Source organism: Vibrio sp. 10N.261.55.C5, from assembly GCF_041470505.1.
In the GTDB taxonomy this organism is placed as follows: Bacteria; Pseudomonadota; Gammaproteobacteria; order Enterobacterales; family Vibrionaceae; genus Vibrio; species Vibrio crassostreae_C.
Genome location: NZ_JBFRMS010000007.1, coordinates 103,827 through 127,855 on the forward strand (window position 1 = coordinate 103,827; position 24,029 = coordinate 127,855).

17 protein-coding genes are annotated in these 24,029 nt (G+C 45.2%); 12 read left to right on the forward strand and 5 right to left on the reverse strand.

Features of this window, described 5'->3' with window-relative positions; genetic code table 11:
- Nucleotides 1-170 precede the first annotated feature (170 nt).
- Nucleotides 171-551, reverse strand: coding sequence for a hypothetical protein (locus tag AB4263_RS01630; RefSeq protein WP_017064770.1), 381 nt, complete (start codon nt 549-551; stop codon nt 171-173).
- 594 nt (nt 552-1,145) lie between these two features.
- Between AB4263_RS01630 and AB4263_RS01635 the strand changes: the two genes are divergently transcribed.
- From AB4263_RS01635 to AB4263_RS01645, 3 genes are all read left to right on the forward strand, one after another.
- Nucleotides 1,146-2,384, forward strand: coding sequence for an OFA family MFS transporter (locus AB4263_RS01635; protein WP_102319844.1), 1,239 nt, complete (start codon nt 1,146-1,148; stop codon nt 2,382-2,384).
- 57 nt (nt 2,385-2,441) lie between these two features.
- The gene (locus AB4263_RS01640) at nt 2,442-4,106 is read left to right on the forward strand and encodes a VRR-NUC domain-containing protein (RefSeq protein WP_136974410.1); all 1,665 of its coding nucleotides are present in this window, start codon (nt 2,442-2,444) and stop codon (nt 4,104-4,106) included.
- Between the two features lie 215 nt (nt 4,107-4,321).
- A complete protein-coding gene (locus tag AB4263_RS01645) occupies nt 4,322-6,676 on the forward strand; it encodes a fatty acid cis/trans isomerase (protein ID WP_372097300.1) in 2,355 nt (784 codons plus the stop codon).
- Between the two features lie 101 nt (nt 6,677-6,777).
- Here the strand turns inward: AB4263_RS01645 and AB4263_RS01650 are convergent, their stop codons facing one another.
- The gene (locus AB4263_RS01650; protein ID WP_372097302.1) at nt 6,778-7,716 is read right to left on the reverse strand and encodes a LysR family transcriptional regulator; all 939 of its coding nucleotides are present in this window, start codon (nt 7,714-7,716) and stop codon (nt 6,778-6,780) included.
- Nucleotides 7,717-7,809: 93 nt separating this feature from the next.
- Between AB4263_RS01650 and AB4263_RS01655 the strand changes: the two genes are divergently transcribed.
- From AB4263_RS01655 to AB4263_RS01665, 3 genes are read left to right on the forward strand one after another with little or no spacing between them, the layout of a single operon-like run.
- A complete protein-coding gene (locus AB4263_RS01655; protein WP_017064775.1) occupies nt 7,810-9,135 on the forward strand; it encodes a cytosine permease in 1,326 nt (441 codons plus the stop codon).
- A gap of 5 nt (nt 9,136-9,140) precedes the next feature.
- Nucleotides 9,141-10,265: a DUF917 domain-containing protein gene (locus AB4263_RS01660; RefSeq protein WP_102332909.1), complete on the forward strand. Its 1,125-nt coding sequence runs from the start codon at nt 9,141-9,143 to the stop codon at nt 10,263-10,265.
- Nucleotides 10,266-10,269: 4 nt separating this feature from the next.
- Nucleotides 10,270-11,850, forward strand: a complete 1,581-nt coding sequence (locus AB4263_RS01665) for a hydantoinase/oxoprolinase N-terminal domain-containing protein (RefSeq protein ID WP_372097304.1) — start codon at nt 10,270-10,272, stop codon at nt 11,848-11,850.
- 135 nt (nt 11,851-11,985) lie between these two features.
- On the opposite strand, the gene torS is transcribed toward AB4263_RS01665, so the two are convergent.
- Nucleotides 11,986-14,991, reverse strand: a complete 3,006-nt coding sequence (gene torS / locus AB4263_RS01670; RefSeq protein WP_017060885.1) for a TMAO reductase system sensor histidine kinase/response regulator TorS — start codon at nt 14,989-14,991, stop codon at nt 11,986-11,988.
- 92 nt (nt 14,992-15,083) lie between these two features.
- Between torS and torT the strand changes: the two genes are divergently transcribed.
- Together torT and AB4263_RS01680 are read left to right on the forward strand one after the other, a co-directional pair.
- A complete protein-coding gene (gene torT / locus AB4263_RS01675) occupies nt 15,084-16,112 on the forward strand; it encodes a TMAO reductase system periplasmic protein TorT (RefSeq protein WP_102332911.1) in 1,029 nt (342 codons plus the stop codon).
- A gap of 60 nt (nt 16,113-16,172) precedes the next feature.
- Nucleotides 16,173-16,628 carry a methylglyoxal synthase gene (locus AB4263_RS01680; protein ID WP_017064778.1) on the forward strand — a complete coding sequence of 152 codons (456 nt, stop codon included), beginning with the start codon at nt 16,173-16,175 and terminating at the stop codon, nt 16,626-16,628.
- A gap of 117 nt (nt 16,629-16,745) precedes the next feature.
- On the opposite strand, the gene AB4263_RS01685 is transcribed toward AB4263_RS01680, so the two are convergent.
- Both AB4263_RS01685 and helD read right to left on the reverse strand, forming a co-directional pair.
- Complete coding sequence (locus AB4263_RS01685; protein WP_017060889.1) at nt 16,746-17,096, reverse strand: VOC family protein; 351 nt, start codon at nt 17,094-17,096, stop codon at nt 16,746-16,748.
- Nucleotides 17,097-17,183: 87 nt separating this feature from the next.
- On the reverse strand, nt 17,184-19,259 hold the full coding sequence (helD, locus tag AB4263_RS01690) for a DNA helicase IV (protein WP_102393561.1): 2,076 nt from the start codon (nt 19,257-19,259) through the stop codon (nt 17,184-17,186).
- Between the two features lie 177 nt (nt 19,260-19,436).
- Here helD and yccS point away from each other — a divergent pair, with 177 nt between their 5' ends.
- From yccS to AB4263_RS01710, 4 genes are all read left to right on the forward strand, one after another.
- Entirely contained in the window at nt 19,437-21,620 is a 2,184-nt protein-coding gene (gene yccS / locus AB4263_RS01695) for a YccS family putative transporter (RefSeq protein ID WP_372097306.1), read from the forward strand.
- 332 nt (nt 21,621-21,952) lie between these two features.
- Nucleotides 21,953-22,138, forward strand: coding sequence for a hypothetical protein (locus AB4263_RS01700; protein ID WP_065584591.1), 186 nt, complete (start codon nt 21,953-21,955; stop codon nt 22,136-22,138).
- Nucleotides 22,139-22,259: 121 nt separating this feature from the next.
- Nucleotides 22,260-22,580 carry a hypothetical protein gene (locus AB4263_RS01705; RefSeq protein ID WP_102332914.1) on the forward strand — a complete coding sequence of 107 codons (321 nt, stop codon included), beginning with the start codon at nt 22,260-22,262 and terminating at the stop codon, nt 22,578-22,580.
- A 161-nt stretch (nt 22,581-22,741) separates the two neighbouring features.
- Nucleotides 22,742-24,004 carry a hydroxymethylglutaryl-CoA reductase gene (locus tag AB4263_RS01710; protein ID WP_372097308.1) on the forward strand — a complete coding sequence of 421 codons (1,263 nt, stop codon included), beginning with the start codon at nt 22,742-22,744 and terminating at the stop codon, nt 24,002-24,004.
- Nucleotides 24,005-24,029: the final 25 nt, after the last annotated feature.

Below are 24,029 nucleotides of genomic sequence, written 5' to 3' on the forward strand. Positions count from 1 at the left end.
GAGTAGTCTTTGGTAGATGGTAACTGCTAGATAATAGATACATAACAAGTAACCCCAGTATGTCACCATACTGGGGTTTCTTTTATCTGCCGTCATAACCAAATAATAGAGTTCAGGTAGGCAGGATCAAAAAAGCCTTCCGAAGAAGGCTTTTTAAGAATCAAATCGAATTATGCTGCCGCTTGCTTGCGAGACTCTTCTACCTTCTTAGCGCGTTGTTTTAGCGTCAATTTATCGCGGTATGCAAACCAAACGTAAGACACAACCACTAAGAAGAACAGGTATGACAATGAGAAAATGAACGGCGATTGAATGATATCGTTCGAGATACCCCAAGAAACACCGATAACAGTCACTGCAATTTTCGCAAAAAAGCCACACATCAATAGCACTAATGCCAACTGTGGGAAACGCGTACTGCGGAATGCAAGCCAGTAGCAACTACCAACTGCTAGAGCCGCAACATAGAAGCCGAATAGGAAAGAGTGAATATGGTCAGCTGCCGCTACACCACCAGAAATTGACATCAATAAAATTAAAAACAGTTTCATAATACTCGCCTCACCATAAGTTGGAAACGCATCCTTTCAAATTTGGAATCTCAGTTTGCATACTATTTTCCCACTTTTTACGGACAACACAACCCCTCCAATCGAACAAAATGTAAGCAAAAGTACTAACAAAAATCACCCTTAACAATTGCTTAACATTCTGTTTTTAATAAAACTCCGTTACTCCTTGTCTCATATGAACAAAGCGCTGTTACGATTTATTTTGTTACACAAATTTAACCTTGGAAATTAATTAAAATTATTTGTAACTCTGTGATATCCGCACGCAATACGCGTCTATTCAAAAACCATCACCTCAAAATCCCTGAAATAATAAGAAGACAGAGCGAAAAAGAACAAAATAGAGAGGTGTTAAAAACATTTCAAAAACCAATGAAAAACAACTTATTAACAAATTGAATTTAATTTACCAAAAATGGAAAAAGAGATTCCAATCACTTTTTAATTGGTTATAATCCGCGCTCTTTTGCGCTATCTGTTGATAACCGCAAACTAATTTTGAAGAAACAATCACAATAACCCGTCTTTAGTTAAGTGGCTCTCCACTAACCGATGACAAAACTGAGAATAAAAATGAGCAAGATTGATAAAGCAACACGTATCCTGCTAGCAGGCTTCTGTATCAACCTTTGTCTTGGCATCCTGTATGCTTGGAGTGTATTTAACAAAGCGCTAGTAACTGAAGCTGGTTGGAGTGCTGCTGAAGCATCTTCACCTTACGCTATTGCAACTATCACATTCTCTGTTTCTCTTCTTGTTGCGGGCATCCTACAAGACCGTATGGGGCCACGTAAGATCCTTATCTTAGGTACAGCGCTTACAGGCCTAGGTATGATTGCTTCTGGTTTCGCTACAACGCCTATGATGCTGAACATCACGTTCGGTATTATAACAGGTGCAGGTATCGGCTTCGGTTACGCATGTCTGTCTCCATCAGCAATGAAGTGGTTCCACTCTTCTAAGAAAGGTATGGTTAACGGTCTTATCGCAGCAGGCTTCGGTCTTGCGGCTATTTACCTAGCACCAGTAACTTCTGCGCTAATCGACAGCATGGGTATCCAAACTAGCTTTATGATTCTTGGTGTTGGTGTACTTGCAATCGCAGTACCTCTAGCAGCAACAATCAACAACCCACCAGCGGATTACACGCCAGCTGAGCCTAAAGTAAAAGCAGGCCAAGCTCCTAAAGCGGTTAAGAAGACTGAAGACCTAACTTGGAAAGTAATGCTTAAGACTCCTCAGTTCTACTCTCTATGGATCATGTACGCATTCGCTGCATCTGTTGGTCTAATGATCATCGGTAACATCACTACAATTGCTAGCGTTCAAGCTAACCTGCCAAACGCAGTTTACCTAGCGTCTATCCTTGCAGTATTCAACTCAGGCGGCCGTGTTGCTGCGGGTATGCTTGCAGATAAAATCGGTGGCGTACGTACTCTACTTCTAGCGTTCATCCTTCAAGGCGCGAACATGGCTCTATTCGCTACGTTCAACTCTGAATTCACGCTAATCATTGGTACGGCTATCGCAGCGGTTGGTTACGGTACGCTTCTAGCAGTATTCCCAACACTAACTGCTGAGTTCTACGGCCTGAAAAACTACGGTACTAACTACGGCGTGCTTTACACGGCATGGGGTATCGGCGGCGCTATCGGTGCAGCAGTTGTTGGCTTCTCAATGTCAAACGGCGAAGGTTACGGCCTAGCTTACACAATCTCTGCAGTTATGATGGCAGTGTGTATTGTTCTAGCAATCATCACTAAACCAATCTCTGAAGCTAAAGTTGCTGAACTAAAAGCATCACAAGCTTAATCAACAGAAAAGATTGAATTTGTTACTGAAGAGCTTAACCTTAGGGTTAGGCTCTTTTTGTATCAAGCGACTTCTCCATTGACGACCGAAACCACTCTTCAGCTCTCCCCCACTTATTATCTCGACAACTTCAATCGACTGGTTGAACACGCTCAAACGCTCTACCCCGATCTTCTGAGTGATGATGAATGTCGTTGGTTGTCCGCATACAAACGTCTTTCTGTTTCAAGCCAATGCCTAATGGTTCGTTTGCTTTCTCGTAAAGGCCGTTGGTTTCGCAGCGATAAACTCAACTATGTTGAGATCCCAGATCTAAAGACCGTACTGCAAGAGCTAAACAGCTCAGGCTTCATTGGGTTGAGTCATCCCGAAGAACAGCATGACCTCGCCATTAGTGAGGTCGAGCTCGGGTTTCACTTGCTCACCAAACCAGAGCTGTTGAGTGTATTCCCCGCCCTTAAGAGCCATAGAAATGCCAAGAAAGACGAGCTGTTGTTACGGCTTGATCAGCAACCTTTTGATCAATTTCAAAACCTCTCTTTCGACTGTATTTACGTCATCGAATCTCAAGTGATTGATGTATTACTGTTGCTGTTCTTTGCCAACACCTATCAAGACTTAAGTCAGTTCGTGTTAAGCGACCTTGGGCTAAACACCTTTGAGAACTACCCATTAAGCAAGCAACACCGCTTCTTCACCTCTAGGGATCAGCTCAATCAATTAATCCAGATGCGCGATATTCAACGCTTGTATTCAGAAGGTGACCGCAAAGATGGCGAGTTTCTGGAACTGCTTTTAAATGCGATTCCTGAAGAATCAGAACACAGAAGTATTGCCAGAAAACGATCGCGTTTGATCAATGATATTGCTCGCGATCTTGAAAGGCTTAATCTAAACGACCAAGCTATCTTTTGGTTCAGACAATCTACACTTCCTCCGAGCAGAGAACGACTTGCACGCATCTATGATAAGCAAGGTACGCTAGACTTAATGTGTGACATTGTCACGCAAATGAAAGCTACTCCATCGGATGTGTCAGAGTTGGAAATCGCTATTAAGCTTGAAGACCGGCTGCTACGGAAACAGGGGCACAAAGTTTCACGAACCATAAAGCCGAGCTGCAAAGAGTTAAAACTGGAATTAGACCTCAGCCAAACTCGAGTCGAGCTTGCGGTAAAGCAACATTTTGAGAACCAAGGTTGGGACGTCTATTTTTCAGAAAACAGTTTTCTGTGTGGCTTGTTTGGTTTGGCTTTCTGGGATGTCATTTTCGCAGACGTTGAAGGCGCCTTTATCAATCGTTACCAACATCGACCATTGGATCTGTACCATTCAGATTTCGTAGACAAGCGAGCCGAACAGATTGAAGCCGTGTTTCAAACGATATCCAAACATGGGCTGAACCATTTTCTTGATACTTACGATGAAAAGCAAGGTATCGCGAACCCCTTTGTTCATTGGAATTATTTTCCTAAAGCACTCATCGAACACGGCATGGCTTCAATTCCAAATGCCTTGGTTGTAGACCTCTTCAAAGTGATATTGAGTGACTTAAAGCTATTTAGAACTGGGATGCCGGATTTGATTGCGTTCAAGGGCGATGAGTTTCATTGGATTGAAGTCAAAGGCCCTGGCGATAAACTGCAAGACAACCAGTGGCGCTGGATCAAAGAGTTTGAGCGATTGTCTGTCCCCTTCTCTGTTTGTTACGTCAATCAATGAGTCTTAGCTCTTAACTCTTAACTCTTAACTGCTAGCTTTTAGCTCTTGGGACTTAAATCTAGCTAAGTCTAAACTCCAATTTCTGATCACAAGCGAGTAACGCGCATCGACAAGTCACTCGCCCCATCAAGATCTTGTCTACAAAATTGTTAGAACATGAGCATTTTCAATCATTTTCGATATAATTATAGAAAATGCCTAATATTTAAATACGTATGAATTTAAAAAAACTCTTCATTTTAGCTTTTGTTAGCGTCTTCTCAGGTTGTGCCGTCTACGCGGGTTTAAACTTCGACGAACTGTTTGGTGAACAACAAGTACGCGATCGCCAAGCACCTATTCTTTCAGCTCAAGCGCAGCACTTCATTGACGAAGTAAAGCCCATCATTGATAACCGATGCGTGGTTTGTCACGCTTGTTATGACGCCCCTTGCCAACTCAAAATGTCTTCAGTGGAAGGTATAGACCGAGGCGCGAGCAAGGCACTCGTTTATCAAGGCACCCGCTTAACGGCATCAGCCCCTACTCGCTTGTTTGAAGATGCTTTAACCACGCAAGAGTGGCGCGATGCGGATTTTCATCCTGTCCTCAATGAGCGTATGCAGAACTCAACGGCTAACCTCGATGCTGGTCTTGTTTCTCGTATGTTGATCCAGAAAGAGAATCACCCTCTGCCCGATCAAACCCAGCTTGAAGGTTTCGACTTTTCAATCGATCGCGACCAACAGTGCCCAACCATTGAAGAATACGCTCAATACGAGAGAGATTACCCAACTTGGGGAATGCCTTATGGGATGCCAAACTTAGACAAAACCGAATACGCGACTTTAATGAGTTGGTTGGAAAATGGCGCGTTAATGAACGACCACATTCCATTGACTGATGCAGAACAAGAGCTCGTTAATGTCTACGAAAGCTTTTTAAACAAGAGCGACAATAAGAGTCAACTTTCAGCACGTTATATCTACGAGCACCTGTTTTTATCTCATGTCTATTTTTCTGATTTAGCTCAACCAACGCGTTTCTTTACTGTTGTTCGCTCTGCAACACCACCAGGTGAAGCGGTACAACGCATCACGACTCGTCGCCCTTATGACGATCCAAAAGTAGACCGTGTTTACTACCGTCTGATTCCAGAACAAGGCACTATCGTCGACAAAACGCACATGCCTTTCGCGCTTAATAAAGAGCGTCTACAAAAGTGGAACACCTGGTTTTTCGACGTAAATTACGAAGTAAAACAACTACCTAGTTACGACATCGATGTTTCAGCAAACCCAATGACATCATTTGAAGCGCTGCCAGTAAACTCGCGCTTCAACTTCATGTTAGATAACGCGCAAAACACCATCATGGCCTACATCAAAGGACCTGTGTGTCGTGGTCAACTTGCCTTGAACGTAATTAACGACCGTTTTTGGGTTTTCTTCATCGACCCAGAGAAAGCCGATGTTCCGGAAATCAACGCCTTCTACGCAAGTCAAAAGAAAAATTTAAAGCTGCCTAGCGAACTAAAAAGTAACACCGTACCTGTGACCAACTGGGTAAGATACGCAAAGCAACAAGCGCAATACCTAAACGCGAAATCAGACTTCACTAACCAATGGTTCGAGAGTGGCGTCCACCTAGACACTGGCATCATTTGGGATGGCGATGGCATCAACCCGAATGCTGCTCTCACCGTCTTTAGGCACTTCGATAGCGCCTCTGTTGTACAAGGGTTAGTTGGCACGCAACCTAAGACTGCGTGGATTCTTGATTATGCTCTTCTAGAGCGTATTCATTATCTTCTCGTTGCAGGCTTCGATGTTTACGGCAACTTTGGCCACCAGCTGATTACACGCATGTTCATGGACTTCTTGCGTCTTGAAGGTGAGAGTAACTTCTTAAGCCTTCTTCCTAAAGACGTTCGTCACATTGAACACTCTAGTTGGTACCAGAACCAAAGCGCACAACTGAGTGACTATTTGCAGCGAAACATTGCACCTTTTGATCAGCCGACCAGCGTGGTTTACAAAACGGCGGATCCGAAACACGAACTGCTTGATATGATCAAAGATAAGCTCGCACCTGTTCTCGATAATCGCTTTGAGATTGTTGAAACAGGTTTTGGTAGGAAGAATGAAGCACTGCTTAACCAAGTGAATTTGATAAAGGGCGAAGGCCTGCGTCATGTGCCTCAATTAGTGATGATCATGATTGAAGGCGAAAACGGCGAAGAGCAACTGTTCAGCATGATTCACAATAACGCGCACAGCAACATTTCTAGCTTGTTTAATGAAGAAGGTAACCGTGATTACGCCAATGATGACCTTACCCTCGTACGAGGCGTTGTCGGTAGCTACCCTGCGGCTTACCTATCATTAACCGAGAGCGAGATTCCTACTCTGGTTAAAACGCTGCAAAACTTAAGCACTGAAGAAGACTACGTGGCGCTGCTGGATAAGTTTGCGGTACGACGCAGTTCTAGCGAGTTCTGGCCATTCAGTGATCGCGTGCATCGTTGGTATCAACAAGACCAACCGATCGAGTTCGGATTGTTGGATTACAACCGCTTCGAGAACCGTTAGTTTTCACTCATAAAGCATAAAAGCAAAAATCCTCTGTCTTGGCAGAGGATTTTTTGTATATGAGAAAGTATCTTAAGTGCTATTGAGAAGCGACGAGTTCTCTATATTGAATCCGATGCTTCCGGTTGGTGTAGCTCATCAAAAAACGCACGCGCGGCGGGGGAAAGGGAATCTACAGGTTGCTTCAACACCACATAAAACTGACTCTTAAGGCTCCACTTCTCGGGCTGAAGCGGAATCAAGGCTTGGTCATAATGGCCACGGTCGATTAAATGAGACGGTAAAAAACTCAGGTGTGTGCCCGCCAAGGTTAAAATCACACCCGACTCGACATGCCAGCCATCAAAAGGCTTTACGGAATCGTACTGCTCAATATTCAGTAATCGGAACATCTCATCTTTGGCATAGCCGCCCATGTTGATACGACAGCCATCCAATGAGAAATCCTTGTCCATGATCTTCTCAGCCACATCCTTACGCGCATACAGATAACTGTGCTCTTCAAACAGTGGGTATTTATGTTGAAACGCTGATTTTTGATGTGACCCTAGAACCACTATCATCATATCAATCTGGCTCTTTGCTAACTTCTCATTCAACTGGGTGAAATCCCCGACATCAACACTCACCTCTACACTGTTACTGCGTTGGTAAAACGTCTCGATCGCTTTGGGAAGTGGGTTATAAGGCAAAGTGACGGTGTTATCCAAACATCCAATTCGCACATGCCCAGAGAGTTCCGTCTGTACACCTCGTAACTTATAAGCGAAGTCGGTTAAGGTCGATTTTAGTTGGTTCGCATATTTATACACTTGCTCACCTTCATGAGTCAGCTTAAAACCACGTCGACCACGTTGGCATAATGTTAATTCTAAGCTTTTTTCCAAGGCAATAAGCTGATTACTCAGCACTGGTTGACTAATCCCAGTGCTTGCGACCGCCTGATTGATGCCTCCTTGTTCAACAATTTCACAAAAAAGCTCTAATCTACGTAGGTCTCTTTTATCTAACTTATTGTTTGGATTCACTTTGCCACTCACATTTGTTTTTTGTTATGTTTACATCTGATTATATTCATTTATTAACAATAAATACATCAGTATGCTTTATTCACACTTATGGAATAACAATGCATGGATGGCACTATGGCGGCAGAAGCTTACGTGAATAAACCCGAAGCAACACACAGCCACAAAAAGATAGATGACTTCGAGTTGGAACCCGTTCCCGAGAAGGCCAAACGATCTTGGTGGGTCATCAGCCTTATTTGGTTGGCAATCGGCATCGACATTTCGGGACTGTTTCTCGGCTCGATTCTAAGCAGCGGTATTGGTTTTGAAGACGCACTGCTTGCCACGTTTATTGGTTCAGGCTTATTGGCGATCATCGCGATGCTGTGTGCCAACATTGGCTTTCAAGCTGGCGTGTCTACCCCGCTGGTGAGCAGCGCGGTATTTGGCCGTAACGGCGGTAAAATTCTTGGCTTCATCAACGGCATCTCATTAGTCGGCTGGTTCGCATTCCAGGCTGATTTCTTCGCTTTCATCATGGTCGATGCACTGGCGAAATACGACATCATAATTTCACACCTCACCGCTCTTATTGGCGGCAGTGTGTTAATGATGATGACGGCTATCTATGGCGTTCGTGCTTTAGGCAAACTCAGTACCTATTCTGTTCCATTGATGGTGACGTTGATTACCATCGGTTTGTTTATGGCTGCTGATTATCAAGGTGGCGCAGCGCCATCGATTGAAGATCCTTTGACGCTTGGCCAAGCCATCTCTTTTGTTATGTCTATCTGGATTCTAGCTGCGGTTGCTGCACCTGATATTGCTCGCTACGCCAAAACACGCCGTGATGCGATTTTAGGAGCGGGTATCGGTTTCCTCGTCGGCAACAGCGCCATCATTCTTATCGCATTGATCTTGACTAAAATGACCGGCACCGACGACCTAGTCGAAGTCTTCTTCACCCTAGGTTTAGGCATGGCGGCCATTATAGTACTGGTATTCGCACAATGGACCACCAACAGTAGCAACCTAACCTCTGGCGGCTTATGCATGTCGATGGTTCTACCTAAGATTCCGCGCCCTGTTCTGGTTGTGATCATGACCATCGTCGGCATTGGTATCGCTCAACTCGGCATGGTGAACAAGTTTACCGACTTCTTAATGCTACTCAGCGTAACCATTGCGCCTGCTGCGGGTGTCTACATCGTTCAATATTATGTTTTAGATTCGACAAAAATGAGCTTTGAGAACATCCAACAAGTTCCAGCTTGGATGTTTAAAGGCTTGGCTTCTTGGGCATTTGGTACTGCATTCAGCGCTTGTACTGCACCAGAGTTTTTCAACCTGTTTTCGTTCACCAGCATCTCGGCGTTAGACGGCATTCTTGCCGCTGGTGTGATTTACCTCGCCCTAATGAAGCTTTCTCCTTCAAGTGATAAGGAATAGTAGTTGTGATTATTACTGAACAAATGATTGATGATATCGCGCTGGGTGCGACGGTATTAGGTACTGGCGGCGGCGGTGACCCATACAGCGGTGCCTTGATGGCGAAAGTAGCCATTGCAACGGCAAAGCACCCTGTACGCATGATTCCTTTAGAAGACGTGCAAGACGATTGGATGACAGTGCCCTCTTCAATGATTGGCGCACCAACAGTCGCAGTAGAGAAACTCAATTCGAAAGGTCAAATGTTGATTGCTTTCGAAGCGATGGAAAAAGCGCTCGGCACTGAAGTAGCGGCAACGTTTCCTATCGAAGTAGGCGGCTTCAATTCATTGATTCCAATTCTCGTTGCAGCACAAAAGAACATTCCTGTGATCGATTGTGATGCGATGGGACGTGCGTTCCCAGAAGCTCAGATGGTGACCTTCTTTCTTGATGGTCTCCCTTCGGCACCGAACACATTGGCCGATGAGCGTGGCAATATCGTCACGCTTTATCCGATTGACGGTATTTGGTCTGAAAAGTTTGCGAGGCCAATTACCGAGCAGATGGGCGGCTCTGCAGCAATGTGCGATTACCCAATGAACGGTAAGAACCTAAAACGCAGCGCACTGCCTGCAACACTGACCCAAGCAATGAAGATTGGTGAAGCGATTAGACTGGCGAACGACAACAATAAAAGTGGCACACAGGCCGTATTAGACATTGTCGGCGGCCATACCATCATCAGTGGCAAGATTGTTGATATTCAACGTGAAACCGATGGTGGTTTTGCAACAGGTGGTGTCGTGATTGAAAAGCTGGCTCAGTTTGAAGATACCGGCGTCGATAACGTGTTTGTGCAGTTCCAAAACGAATTACTTCTCGCGCACAAAGGTACAAGCCGCGCAGACATGAGCCAAGATAACCTGCTGGCATCAACACCGGATCTTATTTCGATCTTGGATCATGAAACGGGTAAGCCAATCACAACCGAACAACTTCGTTACGGGCAGCGCATCGACCTTATCGCTTACCCTTGCGACCCCAAATGGCGCACTGACAAAGGTATTGAAGTCGCGGGCCCGGGTTACTTTGGCTACACCGTCGAGTATCAAACCATTGAACAACTAAAGTCTGCATTGAAGAGGTAGTCGCATGACAAACATTACGCTTGATTACTGCCGTTTGGGCATTGACGTAGGTGGCACCAATACCGACGGTGTGCTGCTCGACGCAGACTTAAATGTGATTGCCAAAGTAAAAACCGCAACCACACATGATGTTTCAACAGGGATCGACAACGCGATTTCTGCGCTATTAAACCAAGCAAACATTGATGGTCAGCAAGTGAAACACGCGATGCTTGGCACGACTCAATGCACCAACGCAATCGTTGAACGAAAAGGCTTAGACAGAGTTGGGATGATTCGCTTAGCGCTTCCCAGTGGTGATAGCGTCCCGCCCCTTTGTGGTTGGAGTGAAGCGTGGCAAAACCTGCTCGGTCAGCACTTCTACCAAGCTCACGGCGGCTATGAATATGACGGCCAGTTGATTGCCGATATTCAAGAGTCTGAGATCCGCGAGCTTTGCCAGAAAATGAAAGGCCAAGTGGATTCCATTGCTATCTGCGGAGTGTTCTCTCCCGTCAATGGCGACCAGGAGCTTCAAGCAGCAGAGTGGATTCAACAAGAACTTCCGGGAGTGAACCTTTCGTTATCCCATAAAGTGGGCAGTTTAGGGCTTTTAGAGCGTGAGAACGCCACTATCCTCAATGCGGCTCTACAAGGTACAGCAAAACGATTCGTAGACGGTTTTTGCAGTGCACTCATCAATCATGACATCCACACCACACCTTATTTCGGTCAGAACGACGGCACACTGATGTCGCAACAGTTTGCGTTGATGTACCCAATTCTCACCGTGGCTTGTGGGCCAACAAATTCGATTCGTGGAGCGAGTCACTTAACTAAGTTAAAAGACGCGATTGTGGTCGATGTGGGCGGCACTACGTCTGATATCGGCGTACTGACTCACGGCTACCCAAGAGAATCGAGCTTAGCAGTAGAAATCGGTGAAGTGAGAACCAACTTCCGTATGCCTGATATTTTGGCGTTAGCCATTGGTGGTGGTACCAAGGTTCGCTTTGAACAGCAGCGTATAGAGCTAGGCCCAGAAAGTGTTGGCCATACCTTGACGCAAACGGCGCGTAGCTTTGGTGGTGATGAACTTACGCTCACCGATATTGCACTCAAAACAGGACAAATGCAGTGGCAGGCAGAACATCAACTGAGTGATGAGATTGGTGTTTCAGCCGAACAAGCAAGCAAGATTTATCAACAAATGGTCACGGATGTTGAAGAAGGCATCGATAAGATGAAGACCTCTGCGGCGAGTGTACCCGTAATCATGGTTGGTGGTGGTAGTGCCCTATTCCCAGATCATTTTGAAGGTGTGAGCCAAGTGGTTCGTCCTGAGCACTTTGAAGTGGCTAATGCGATTGGTGTTGCGTTGGGTGAAATATCAGGTCAATTCGATAAGATCGTACCGATTGACCCAGCATCACGTGAAGAGACCTTAAAGGGCTTGGAAGCGCAATCAAAGCAACTGGCGATTGAAGCTGGCGCATGCAGCGATAATGTCGCGATCATTGAACGCAGCGAGATTCCATTAAGCTACCTACAAGGCAATATGGTTCACGTTAAGATCAAAGCTGCTGGACATATCAAGATGGCTTAGAGCCGTTCCTTAAAAGCCTTACTTAGATTCTTATTCGACAATAAAAAAGCAGGTCACTTCTTCATATTAAAACGGAGAAATAGCCTGCTTTTTGTTTTCTGTTCTTATTTTGGGGCTTTCCGCCCAATAGCCACTCTATAGTTGCTCTCGGAGCGCTGCTAACGAGTCTTTCACCAATTCAGGTAATGAGTCTGCATTATCGCGATATTGAAGTAATGGATCCTCGCTCGCTTCAATGCTCTGGCATAAAGCAAACAGTGCAGATAATCCTAGGCTGCCGGCAGACCCTTTCAGTTTATGAGCTAAAGACTTAATTTCACGAGCGTTATCAGCGGCACTTGCCACAATCAGTTCATCGAGAGTGACTTGGCTGCTTTGGTCAAACAACCCGACAATCTGCACTATTTTTTCTCGACCGAGAATGGCCAAGTCGTCTTTGATAATCTTAGGGTTAATCATCTGCACAATCGGTTCTCCTTGATTATGTTCCGCGTCTTGGTTTGCTCGTTGTGTCGAGCTTGCAAATGCCAATGCTGATAAGTCTAGCTCGGTTTCCTGAGGTTTAGAGTTTAGCTGACAGCAAACAGCATCTGACGGATCCGGCTGAGGCAGCAACAGCGTGTGACCGTCCAACTGCTCAACAATCAATTCCGACAAAGCTTCCTTCTCTAACGGCTTAGGTAAGAAGCCATCAAAACCAGACGACAAGTAGCTTTCCACTTCTTCGTTAAACACATGAGCCGATACTGCGATCATTGGGGGTACTTTTCGAATTACGTCTTCTTCACTTTTATGCTGAAGCGCATCGTCTTTGAGTTGTTGAATTAACTCGACGCCATCGCAGTCGGGTAAGTTAATGTCCACCAGCGCAATATCGAACTCTTGCTCACTGAATATGGCTCTCGCTTCTTGTCCGGTTGTCGCAATCACAACCTCGTGCCCCAAGTTATGCAAGAAGCCTTCAGCAACGATGCAGTTTACGGGGTTATCTTCAATCAGAAGTACTTTAGCTCGAATACACGCTTCAATGACCGGTACTTTCGTTTCTATCTTCTCACCGGCTTCAAGTGGCAGTGAGAACCAGAACTGGCTACCCTCGCCTTCTTCAGAATGAACGCCAATATCCCCGTTCATTGCCAACATGATACTTTTACTGATCGCTAATCCAAGCCCTGTGCCGCCGGTTTTGTTGCGACCGCTATCGGTTTGGGTAAAGGCATCAAACAGGCAAGCTTGTTCGCTAGCGTCAATGCCGACACCGGTATCTGACACTTCAAACATCACTCGATTTTCATCTTCGATATCTAAACTGATAAAGATATCGACCGAGCCACTTTCCGTAAACTTAATCGCGTTGCCGACCAAGTTATTCAAGATTTGGCTGATTCGCGTTACGTCACCACGCCAATAGCGTTGCACATCACTTTCAATATGGAAATCAAAGTTCAGCTTCTTCTCAGCGGCGCGTCCTTCCATCAATTGGTAGGTGTCTTGAACCATCTGATGAAGGTCAAACGACGCCGTGCGTATTTCTAAATGCCCCGCTTCAATCTTTGAGTAATCCAACACGTCATTCAAAATCGCGAGTAGGTTCTTACCGCTGCGGTTAATGATGTCTGCATAGCCGGATTGCAGCGGGTCTAACCCGGTATCTTTGAGCAATCTTGCAGTACCTAATACACCGTTCATCGGCGTTCGTATTTCATGACTCATGGTCGCAAGGAAAGCGGATTTCGCTCGGCTTGCTTGTTCTGCGGCGTTACGAGCCTTAGCGTGGTTCCCTACCTCAATGTTCAGCTTCTCATTGGTCTTTTGCAGCTGGTAGGTTCGGTCTGTGACCAACTCTTCTAAGTGTTCTTTGTGCTCTTCAAGTTCGCGTTTCGCCTTTGCTTCACCCACCGCAACCACTTGTAGCGCCTGCGCGGTGTTTCTGGCAGTGATGATCGCCTCGCCCATATGAGCCAGCTCATCATTCCCCTTTACCGAGATATCAATATTCAGGCGACCTTGTGCGATAGACATCAAGGCCGATGAGTATTCAGTAAGACGTTTAACAACCGAGATATACACCACTCGCCACACGATAAATGCAACGATAACCAAACCAATAACCGAAATCACAGACAGTGACCATTGCGCCAAATTCAACGTGCTGGTCAGCTCATCAACCGCTTTTTTGGTACTGCGGTTTGAATCATCAACCAGTTGGTTAACCGTTGTATTCAGCTGAGAGAACAGCTCCAACGTATTTTGCATCAGAAACTCTGACTTTTTGGTGTTCTCATATTGTTCTAATGAAATATCGAACACGACTTGGCGTTTTCTGAGCTCTTCTAGAAGCTGAGACATCTGCGCTGAACGAGTAGGATCTTCGACCGCTTTAACGCGGCGCGCCATGATTCTTAGGTTGGATTCAAATTCTGATTGGATTTGATGAATACGCTCTACGTTGGTAACGGTTTGCGTTTCTTCAATTTGGTTAAGCATTTTGAACGCCAGCAAATGCAATTCGTGTAGGCGCTCAGACAAATCAAGGTCAACCTCTACAAGCGCATCTAAGGCTTGGTAGGCTTTATCCGTTTCTTTGGTTTCTAGCAGGTCATAGATATGCGTGACGTTAGCAACCGCAATGGTAGCCGTGTTCAAAACTTGGGTTCGCGTCAACTGCTCTAGCTCTTCGGCCAATAGGCGCATCTCTTCGACACGAGACGACAACTCTTTGCTTAACCAAAGCTTACGCTCAACCGACACACCCAACTCAGCCAGTGTGTTAATAACGCTTTGAACATTGTTTTCGAGTTTATTGAGGAGCTGAGAATCGAAACTGTCGACACCAAGCTCTTTGATATGTTGAAGAAGCGACTCAAGTTGGTCAAACAGTACGGTGCCAGCCTCTTTTCTTTCGGCCTCGTTTCTCGCATTAGAAAGTGTTTGTACTGACGAAATAATACGGTTACTCAACTCAGAAACCTGACGAGCTTCGATCATGGCAGGAAGCGCCGAATCAACGACGTTTCTTTCCGTTTTGGCTACAAAGCTAAAACCAGAAACACCGATCAATGCAGACAATAGAACCAACAGTGCCATCACTAAGAATGAGGCCAGCAGCTTGCGTCCAATACTCGCTGAAGCTAACAACATAAACTCTAAACCTTAAAACGTTCTTCTTTACCCATGCAGAATACGCTATATTTTGCAGTGTTTCTTATCTAAAACCAATAAAACGGCAATTCATGCTATCTAGACCTTTCGCTTCAATAATTCTTCTCTCACTACTGGCCTCAGTGACTACTGTCGCAGGTGCTAGTGAGCCTTTGAGCCCAATAAAGCCCGCCAATGCCACATCACAAAAAGAGAAAATCTGTGCCATTTATCCGCACCTCAAAGACTCTTATTGGTTGTCGGTAAACTATGGAATGATCTCTGAAGCAGAAAAGCAGCAAGTTGAGCTAAGAGTATTGGAAGCTGGCGGTTACCCCAACGTGGCCAAACAAGCCTCGCAACTGGTGCTTTGCACGCAATGGGGAGCCGATGCCATTATTTTAGGTACGGTTTCACCCGATGCGTATCATGACAATCTCAGCGATTGGGTTGGCTCGACGCCTGTGTTTGCTACGGTAAATGAGTTAACCGTCAATGAAGAACAACAGAAGGTATTAAAAGGTACGGTCGGTGTCGATTGGTACCAAATGGGATACCAAGTCGGAGATTTTTTGTCGAAACGACACCCGAAAGGATCAGGCGAAACACCTATCGCCCTGTTACTTGGCCCACAAGCGAGTGGCGGCACTAAGCCTGTAGCACTGGGGTTTTATGATGCGATCAAGTCGAGTGATATCAAAATTGCGATCAGCTATTGGGCAGATAACGATAAAGAACTTCAAAGAAATCTAGTACAGCAGGTGATAGAAGAACCTGATATCCAATATATAGTCGGAAGTGCCGTCGCGATTGAAGCAGCGATCAGTGAGCTACGAGCGGCCGATAAAACCGAAGATATTGGGTTAATCTCAAGTTACCTAAGTCACGGAACCTACCGTGGTTTACTCCGTAACAAGGTACTTTTTGCGCCAACAGATAAAATGGTTGAGCAAGGTCGCTTGTCGGTAAAACAAGCCACGAGTTACTTACGCGGTCAACCTTACGAGCAACACAGCGCACCGATTATCGAAGCGCTGACACCTGCAACTCTCAAAGATCAAATTATCGCCGACTCATTGTCACCTTCTGAGTTTCGTCCGGTATTCAGTGTGAATCCATAGTGCTATATTGACTGAAGAACTCAAAACAATAAAAACGAAACAACAATTTAGGGAACATTCATGCAAAAAACAACGCGCACTATGCCAACACACAAGCATATCGCTTTGGTCGCTCATGACCACTTCAAACCTGAGCTACTAAGATGGGTCAAAGAGAACAAAGAAAAACTACAAAAGCACTTCCTTTACGCAACGGGCACGACTGGTTCTCTACTCAGTAAAGAGACAGGCTTAGCAATCAAGAGCATGATCAGCGGCCCAATGGGCGGCGACCAACAACTTGGCGCGCTTATCTCTGAAGGCAAAATCGATATGCTGATTTTCTTCTGGGATCCGCTTAATGCTGTACCACACGACCCAGACGTAAAAGCACTGCTTCGTATCGCAAGTGTTTGGAACATTCCTGTGGCAACTAACCGCGCTACCGCTAACTTCCTGTTTAACTCTTCATTGCTTGAAGAAGAAGTAATCATCGAAATCCCAGACTACGAAGCGTATCTAGCAGAGCGCACGTAATCGCACGTTAAATGTGATCTCTACTGAACAGACTAAAAAGCCTGCATTTTATCGCAGGCTTTTTTATGTCTCGTTTCAGACATTAAACAGTTCAATCATAAACAGTGTAGTGAGTCTCTACTTATCACTCCACACTGCCATCTCGTTGCCACTTGGCTCTCTGAAATGGAAACGTCTGCCACCGGGAAAGCTAAAGATCTCACGGTTTATCTGACCACCAGCATCAATCACATCGCGCTCAGTTTGCTCAAGATCTTGGCTATAGAAAACCATCAGTGCCGCGCCATTATCCGTATTCGACGCCAGATCCGCCAAATAGAAGCCGCCCATTAAGCCTTTGCCTTCAAAAGCAGAATACTCAGGGCCATAGTCTTCAAAGCTCCAACCAAACACTTGGCTGAAAAACGCCTTAGTTGCTGAGATGTCTTTCGCAGCAAATTCAATGTAGTTAATAGAGCCGTGTTCCATAGCAAATTCCTTATGCTTTATGCGTCTGACTTGTGATATTGGGGCAGGGATTGAAGATCTAATCTTAGACAATCAAGTCAAGTAACATCACTTTTTACGAACAACTGGGTAATCAGAACCATGCAGCTCCTGCACAAAGCCAGAGCCGTCGCCACTGTGCGTGATCCATACTTTCTCTTTTGCCCGCGTCATTGCTACATAGAATAAACGACGCTCTTCAGCATAAGGGAACGCGTCTGATGATTCAGTCAATGCGCCATCAATATGCAGCTGTTTCTTCTTGGTCGGGAACTGTCCTTCGTCAACACAAAGAATAATGACAAAGTCCGCCTCTTTACCTTTACTGCCGTGGCAAGTCATGAACTTGATATCAATGGAAGTGAAGATCTTCTTCCAGTCTTCCAACAACTCTGGCTTGTGGTAATGATTACGTCCAAGTAGCAGCACCAATTTATTGGTTTTGCCTTTGGATTGACGGTTCAGTTGATCAAGAATCTTCTCAACTTCTTTACTTGGCGCACTGTACACCGCCTTCTGCTTCTGTTGCTTGAAGCTGTTCAGTTCTTTCGGAATCTGAATTGGGTTTTCTTGTACAAAGCGATTAGCCACCGCACCTAACTGATTGTTAAAGCGGTAAGTCGTATCTAGGTGATGAATGGTCGAACTTTCAAAACGATCCTTAAAGCCCGTGGTCAAATCCACATCCGCACCTGCAAACTGGTAAATCGACTGCCAGTCATCGCCTACTGCAAAAATAGAGGCTTGATGCTCGGCTTTAGACTGATTACACAGTGCTTCAACCAAGGCAAGACGATCAGGTGAGATATCTTGGTATTCATCGATCATGATGAACTTCCAAGGTGAGATAAACTTGCCCTTCTCGACATACTGAGTCGCTCGGCTGATCATGATTGAGAAGTCGATATGATTCTGTTCTTTCAGCTCCTTTTGCCACGCGGTTACACATGGCCAACACAGTGACAGTTCGCTGTTGAGGCGCGTATAGTCTCGATGATCAATCAGCTGTTGCTGTACTTCTTTTTTCGTTAAGCCCGACGCATTCAACTGTTCTAGCTGCTTTTCAAGCCAACCGATCAATTTGAGGTTTGAAACGTGGCTACCAAGCTCATCGTCACCGGTTAAATAAGCGATTGGCCATTTAGACAAATGCTTTTGCCAACGTTTAAAGTTGGTCGGTGTCATCCAGTGCTTCTTCAACCAATCAATGCACCATGCTTGGCGTTGGTTGTCATCGAGCGCTAAAGGAGAAATAACCACACGTTCATGTTCAACTTGATTCAGTATCTTTAAACCCAACTGGTGGAAAGTGCTGACTTGCACCTTCTCTGCTGATAAACCAATTTTGCTGTCGAGACGTTGCTTCATCTCTTCTGCCGCTTCACGACCAAAAGCGAGTAATAGCAACTCTTCAGCTTGAGCTTGATGGCTTTGCAGTAAATACGCGACGCGAGCCGTTAGAACACTGGTTTTACCCGAGCCTGCACCCGCTAAAATAAGGTTGTGATCATCATTCATCAACACCGCATATTGCTGCGATAAGTTCAGTGGTGACGACTCACATTGCGCAAACAACACTTCCCAGTTTTTTCGCTCGGTCTCTAGCCATTGCTGGTTTCTTTCAGCTTGCTTGATTTCCGTTTCAGATAACCATGGCTGCATTCTTGCGATGCGGTTTGGCATGCGTTGTGCGGCCTCTTCTAGCGTCATTGTCATACTCTCTAAGCCTGAGTTGACCATATCAACCCAAGTGTTGACCTTAGAATGCGGTAGAAAGGCTGGTAATTGCTCAAGACGTGTTAATTCAGCTTCCCACTGAGGTACGTGTTCAGCCAATTGTTCACATTGAGTGTCGTGCCACTTCTGATAAGCACTAACTGACGCGCGTGCAAATTGACGGCATTGATCCCAAGGTAAGCCTTGTACTAACCAACTGCGCTGTGTTCCATCTTGTTGATTAGCAAAAAATTGTAGCGATCCCCAGAACAATCCGCGCTTTATCGCGATCTTGCCACTCCAAATAGTAAATGGGATACGCTCTTCACTGCCTACTGAAGATAACAGCAAGCGTGGACCATCAAGTTCAACCTGATGATATTCATTTTGAATAAAAAACTGTGCAGTCTTGTTAGCGCTTAGCTGCATTGGAGTGTGCTCTTAATTGGGAATATTGAATTTATATCATGATGCAATGAGAATTAATAATATCTCATATCTTATCGACGCTTTCATGACCACCTACGGGCAATTATGGATAAGTATCAAATTCTTGTGCTTGATTTCTGTTAGGATTATGGTTTTTAGTGTGTCAAGTGAGCGACTGTGGACTTTTCAGCCAAATTACGCCTCTATTGGGCGAATAAAACCATAAATTACAGCGTATTAATTCTCATCACTCTGCTCGGCGTGGTGGTGCCTGCTTGGTATTATGGACAAAACACACTGATCACGCCTTTGATCTTAGGCGTTATTGCTGCGGCTCTTGCGGAAAGTGATGACAGCTTTACCGGGCGCTTGAAAGCACTCACGCTGACCTTTATCTGTTTCGCCGTTGCGGCTTTCTCTATTGAGCTTCTCTTCGATACGCCTTGGCTGTTCGCGATAGGGCTTTTTGTTTCAACCTTCTTTTTTATCATTCTCGGGGCAATTGGCCCTAAATACGCGAGTATCGCGTTTGGTTCTCTCTTGGTTGCCATCTATACCATGCTTGGTGCACACGAGAGCACCAACCTTTGGTTTCAACCGCTTCTACTGTTAACTGGCGCCGCTTGGTACTACTTCATGTCGATGATTTGGCAGATAGTGTGGCCAATGCAACCCGTGCAGCAAAACTTAGCCACGGTATTCGATCAAATCGGTAACTACATCGATTCAAAAGCGGAACTCTTCTACCCCGTTTCAGACTTGATTCCCCAGCCACACCGAATCATTGAAGCCAAACTCAACGCGAGTACCGTTAACGCACTCAACATGTGTAAGGCGACGCTACTTAACCGCTCTAAGCGCGGACACATTGACGGCCCTAGTGACCGATTTCTTAACACCTACTTTATCGCACAAGATATTCATGAACGCGTAAGCTCAAGCCATTATCGTTATCAAGAGCTAGCAAAACACTTTGAACGCTCTGACGTGTTGTTTCGATTTAAGTATCTACTGGAAGCGCAGGCCACTGCGTGTAAAGAAGTGGCGAGCTCGTTGAAAGTTGGCGCTGAATACCAGCATGGTGACAAGTCTGTATTGGCACTCGATGAGCTGATGTCTTCGCTCAATCATCTGCACCAACAGAATAATCCTAAATGGAAATCACTGCTGAACCAGTTGGATTACTTATTCAATAACCTAGCAACCGTCGAAAAACAGCTCTCGAATATCAGCAACCCAGATGCAGAGAAGATTGAAGAAGGTGTATTGAACGATACCAACCCTCATACTTTGACGGCAATGTGGCACAAGATCAAAGCTAACTTGCACACCGATTCTATGCTATTCCGCCACGCGATTCGCATGGCGATCACTTTGACGCTGGGCTACGGGATTATCCAGGGTTTTGATATCGAACGAGGTTATTGGATTCTACTGACGACACTGTTTGTGTGTCAGCCAAACTACAGTGCAACCCGTCAAAAACTGACGGCGCGTGTCATTGGCACGGTCGCAGGCTTATTGATCGGAGTACCGTTACTGACTTTCTTCCCGTCGCAAGAGAGCCAATTAGTGTTCATTGTGATCAGTGGCGTGATGTTCTTTGCGTTTCGAATCAATAACTACGGGTTTGCGACCGGCTTTATCACACTGCTTGTGCTCTTCTGCTTTAACCAATTAGGTGAAGGCTACGCGGTAGTATTGCCAAGGTTAGCGGATACCTTTATTGGTTGTGCTCTCGCCGTGCTTGCTGTCATTTATGTGTTACCTGATTGGCAGTCGAAGCGACTGCACAAAGTGATGGCGAATGCGCTCGATTCCAATAAGAACTATCTCGCTCAGATCATCGGCCAATACCGTGTCGGTAAGAAAGATAGCCTAAACTATCGTATCGCTCGACGTAGTGCGCATAATAATGATGCAAACCTGACTGCCGCGATCAGTAGCATGTTGGTTGAACCGGGTAAGTACCGCACCTCTGAAGATGAGAGCTTCCGATTCTTAACACTCAATCATGCTCTACTTAGCTATATCTCGGCTCTGGGTGCTCACAGAACGCGTATTGATGATGAAGCGACACACAAACTGGTGCTAGATGCGCACAGAGTAATCCACCAGCATCTCGACGCTCTAAATGATCAACTCTATTCTCATAAAGAGCATTGTGAAGTGAAAAACGCTTATGACCCGGAGCTGGATAAACGTTTGAGTGAATGGCGAGAAGAAGATGAGAATTCTGTCAAAATGGTTCTACAACAGCTCCATTTGATCTATCGAATGCTTCCAGAACTGCATACCTTAGCGACCAAGTTTGCAGTTAAGGTTAAGATCGACAAGTCGTTTGAAACAGAAGCTTCTTGAGCAACAAACAAAATACCGTAAAAACAAAAAGATAACGCCAATTGCTTATCTTTTGATCATCACAAATATTTATACATTGCTTTACCCATACCCCTAATTGGGTAGAGAAATTACTTACCTACCCTTGTGCCACAAGGGTTGAAGGTGTTTTTACATTGTAGGAATTTTCTGGCTTTGATTGACCAAGCCTTAACTTTTCCTAACATTTCTCGGACAAAAAACGACCACAGGAATTTATAGTTGTCTTAGTTTCAAGAAACTTCAAACATCATTTAAAATTCACTTAATCTTGTTTGATTTCCTGAATCAGTAGACTATGCTCTAAAGAGCATATGGATTTGAACAAAGGTCACACTATGAATACACAGCAATTTGAAGCATTTAAGCAGCAAATACAGCTTCTTAGCCCACAACAATTAAAAGCACTTCAGAGTGAGATCGACGGCAACCTCGAAACAGAGAAGCCTTCTTTGCTTACTGATGAAGAATTAAACGCGCTAAATGACCTGTTCAGTTAATAGACAGACATCACTATTTTAGCTTAAGTTCACATTTTCACCGTAAATTTCATCTGTTCACCATTGCGCTCAAAATATCGTCCGCCTAGACTCATTCCATACGTCAATAAAAGGTTCTGATATGTCGATATCTGGTATTCAATCTGGTTACGCCATTATTCAGCAATCCACCAACATGGCTGAAGAAGCCGCAATCGAGCTCAACCAAGCCTCCAAACACGCTCTAGAATCCGACGACACTTTCGAAGCTAGCGATCTCAGCTTTAATCAAATAGAGCCTGAACAAGCCATTTCCTTTAAAGACAAAGAACCTGAACCTGCTTCATCTTCAACCGATTCCTTGATTAAACTGACACAAAGCGCAAGTTATAACCGCGTTGGTGCAAGTGTGGTTGATCGTCAAAACGAAGTCATCGGTAGCCTTCTCGACATTCATATCTAAATTTCGCTCAAATACAGCCTATATTTCGCGAAACTTCGCTGCTTTTTGCTTCAACAACCACACAAACTGTAACTCATTATATCAGGCGCTTGTTTCTGGTTTATTACTCGGTAGAATCAGCGCAAACCAATTTGCTGCACAAACTTTACTTCATACTATTTATGCCAAAACTAAATCTGCATCGCCGTGACTATGTTTCTATTTTAGGAGGCGACATCTCCGCAGACGAATTAGAAAAAAAGCTTCAGCCTCATTTTGAAAAGCCAGTAAATAAGCTGACACCTAGCCCCTACCTGACAGAAAAGAATCTCACACGTCGCTGGACAGCGCTCGATAATGCAGATTCACAGCAAGAACTGCTCGACCCTCATACACAAAGTCAGTTCCAAGCTTATGAGAAAAACATTGAGCACTTTATTGGCACCGTTAAAGTCCCTGTGGGAATATCTGGCCCTTTAAGAGTCAATGGCCTATTTGCTACGGGCGATTACCTCGTACCACTCGCGACCACAGAAGCTGCGCTTGTCGCGTCTTATAACCGTGGTTCTAAGCTGATTACGGCTTGTGGTGGCGCAAGTGCTATGTTGCTCAATGAAGGCGTAACACGTACTCCTGGCTTTGCATTTCAAGGATTAGTTGAAGCCGGACAGTTTGTGGCTTGGGCTGTGACTCAGTATGACCAGTTCAAGAGCTTGGCAGAATCAACAACATCACACGGCAAGCTGACCGACATTAATATCAACATCGAAGGTAACCATGTTTACTTGGTGTTCGAATTTCTAACCGGAGACGCTTCTGGTCAGAATATGGTGACCATCGCAACCAATGCCGTGTTTGAGTACATCATCGAAAATACGCCAGTTAAGCCTGACCATGCTTTCCTTGATGGCAACTTGTCAGGCGATAAGAAAGCCAATACCCAAACCTTGCGCAGCGTTCGTGGCAAAAAGGTAACTGCTGAGGTTAATATCCCTGCAGAGCTTGTCGCGAAGTACCTACACACGACACCAGAGAAGATGGTCCAGTTTGGCCAAATGACCACAGTCGGTGGCGCTTTGAGCGGCACTATCGGTATCAACGCCCATTATGCGAATGCACTGGCGGCACTTTACATCGCTTGTGGCCAAGACGCGGCCTGTGTCGCCGAGTCAGCGATTGGTATGACGCGTATGGAACTCAACAAAGAAGGCGGTTTATACGCTAGCGTGACACTGCCTAACTTAATGGTTGGGACTGTCGGCGGTGGTACTGGCTTGCCAAGTCAAAAAGCCTGTTTAGATTTACTTGGGCTGCATGGTAACGGTAAATCACAAGCCCTAGCTGAAGTTTGTGCTGCACTGTGTTTAGCGGGTGAACTATCGATTGTGGGCGCATTTTGCGCAGGCCACTTTTCACGAGCGCACCATAAGCTAGCTCGTAAATAACCTTTATCCAATTTGGCTTGTTCGA